A 1,883-nucleotide genomic window follows, 5' to 3' on the forward strand; every position below is an offset into this window, starting at 1 on the left:
TGATAGAAACAGAAGCCACTGGAGCACCTCAAAAACACCATCATACACTAAATCAGTAAGTTGGCAGCATCACCCAGCGTGTGCTGTCAAAACTACCCCGTAGACTCCGATCTTTTCAAACATATTGCACCATCCGTGTACATCGGGGTGAGGATATGAAATCAATGGATAAGTTAACAACAGGTGTTGCCTATGGCACATCGGCGGGTAATGCTGGTTTCTGGGCATTGCAGTTACTCGATAAAGTAACTCCGTCACAGTGGGCTGCAATCGGTGTGCTGGGTAGCCTGGTTTTTGGCCTGCTGACGTATCTGACAAATCTTTATTTCAAGATTAAAGAAGACAGGCGTAAGGCTGCGAGAGGAGAGTAATCCAATGACTCAAGACTATGAACTGGTTGTGAAAGGAGTCCGTAATTTTGAGAACAAAGTTACGGTAACTGTAGCCTTACAGGACAAAGAACGCTTTGACGGTGAAATTTTTGACCTGGATGTCGCCATGGACCGTGTTGAAGGAGCTGCGCTGGAGTTTTATGAGGCAGCAGCCAGAAGGAGCGTCCGGCAAGTCTTCCTGGAAGTAGCAGAAAAATTGTCAGAAAAAGTTGAGTCTTATCTGCAGCATCAGTACTCCTTTAAGATTGAAAATCCTGCCAATAAGCACGAGCGTCCTCATCATAAATATCTATGAACACAAAAATCAGATACGGCCTGTCGGCTGCCGTTCTGGCGCTGATTGGTGCTGGCGCATCTGCTCCTCAGATACTTGACCAGTTTCTGGACGAAAAAGAAGGTAACCATACAATGGCATACCGCGATGGTTCTGGCATATGGACCATCTGTCGGGGTGCCACAGTGGTGGATGGAAAAACCGTTTTTCCCAATATGAAACTGTCGAAGGAAAAATGCGACCAGGTCAACGCCATTGAGCGTGATAAGGCGCTGGCATGGGTGGAGCGCAATATTAAAGTACCACTGACCGAACCACAAAAAGCGGGTATCGCGTCATTTTGTCCCTATAACATTGGCCCCGGTAAGTGTTTCCCGTCGACGTTTTATAAGCGGCTGAATGCTGGTGATCGTAAAGGTGCATGCGAAGCGATTCGCTGGTGGATTAAGGATGGCGGACGCGATTGCCGCATTCGTTCAAATAACTGTTACGGTCAGGTTATTCGTCGTGACCAGGAGAGCGCATTAACCTGCTGGGGGATAGAACAGTGAATCAGATATTCATGGTGATTTTTCTCGTGTTGTCAGGATTTATCGTCGGAAATGTCTGGAGCGACAGAGGATGGCAAAAAAAATGGGCGGAACGTGATGCTGCCGCATTATCACAAGAGGTAAATGCTCAAGTTGCTGCTCGAATATATTGAACAGGGGCGAACTATAGCCCGTGATGAGGCTGTAAAAGATGCACAACAGAAATCTGCTGAAATTTCTGCCAGGGCTGCTTATCTGTCTGATAGTGTTAACCAGTTGCGTGCCGAAGCAAAAAAATATGCCATACGCCTTGACGCAGCGAAGCATACCGCAGATCTTGCCGCTGCCGTCAGAGGCAAAACAACCAAAACCGCCGAAGGAATGCTCACCAACATGCTCGGAGATATTGCAGCAGAAGCTCAGCTTTATGCTGAAATTGCTGACGAACGCTACATCGCAGGAGTGACTTGTCAACAGATCTATGAATCTTTAAGAGATAAAAAGCATCAAATGTAGGGTAATATTAAATCGGAACATTTACATCGCGGAATGTAAAATTTAAATAAAAAGGACTCTTCCATGAGCCAAAATTCCTGAAATCTTAAGGGTAAGATAAAAGGTCTTAATCAGAATGATACGTTTTATTAATAAATAAAGCTATTCTTTCATTGCTGTGTTTTTCTTTAC

At 45.3% G+C, this 1,883-nt stretch carries 3 protein-coding genes and 1 pseudogene; all 4 read left to right on the forward strand.

The window, feature by feature from the left end; all coding sequences use genetic code 11:
* Positions 1-155 precede the first annotated feature (155 nt).
* Positions 156-371, forward strand: coding sequence for a phage lysis protein EssD (gene essD / locus OQV04_RS24445; RefSeq protein WP_000839590.1), 216 nt, complete (start codon positions 156-158; stop codon positions 369-371).
* 4 nt (positions 372-375) lie between these two features.
* On the forward strand, positions 376-687 hold the full coding sequence (locus OQV04_RS24450; protein ID WP_000189916.1) for a YdfR family protein: 312 nt from the start codon (positions 376-378) through the stop codon (positions 685-687).
* Entirely contained in the window at positions 684-1,217 is a 534-nt protein-coding gene (locus OQV04_RS24455; RefSeq protein WP_001092971.1) for a lysozyme, read from the forward strand. The genes OQV04_RS24450 and OQV04_RS24455 overlap by 4 nt, the downstream gene beginning before the upstream one ends.
* Positions 1,214-1,712: pseudogene (locus OQV04_RS24460) on the forward strand (DUF2514 domain-containing protein). Before OQV04_RS24455 ends, OQV04_RS24460 begins: the two are co-directional and overlap by 4 nt.
* The last annotated feature ends 171 nt before the right edge of the window (positions 1,713-1,883 follow it).

Source organism: Escherichia sp. Lx600-2 (assembly GCF_036662595.1).
Taxonomy (GTDB): Bacteria; Pseudomonadota; Gammaproteobacteria; order Enterobacterales; family Enterobacteriaceae; genus Escherichia; species Escherichia coli.